The organism is Gilvimarinus sp. 1_MG-2023 (assembly GCF_030548285.1).
The window spans coordinates 1-337 of record NZ_JAUOSC010000495.1 but is presented as its reverse complement, the minus strand read 5'-3'; the positions used below and the strand labels follow the sequence as shown (position 1 = coordinate 337).

At 53.1% G+C, this 337-nt stretch carries 1 protein-coding gene; it reads left to right on the top strand.

Going from position 1 to position 337, the window contains the following annotated elements:
- Nucleotides 1-337, top strand: a 337-nt coding sequence (locus Q4563_RS17785; protein ID WP_442903782.1) for an AMP-binding enzyme, incomplete at both ends; no start/stop codon positions are given.

Here is a 337-nt window from a genome sequence, read left to right as displayed (position 1 = left end):
CCGTTTGTCGACAGGTGAAATGGAAGAGGTCGTGGCTGGGCACTCAGCAGTGGCGGAGTGTGCTGTTATTGGCCAAACCAGTGACTTGAAAGGTGAAGAGCCGCTGGGTCTGATCCTGCTTAAAGATGGTATCGACGTTGACGAAGGTGAGTTGCAGCGTGAGCTGGTGAAACGTGTTCGTGACCAGATTGGTGCGGTCGCCAGTTTCAAACATGCGGTTGTTGTACAGCGTTTGCCAAAAACCCGTTCCGGCAAAATCATGCGTCGTATCTTGCGCAAGATTGCAGCCAATGAGCACGATGCTCTGGGAGATGTATCTACTCTGGCGGATCCGACC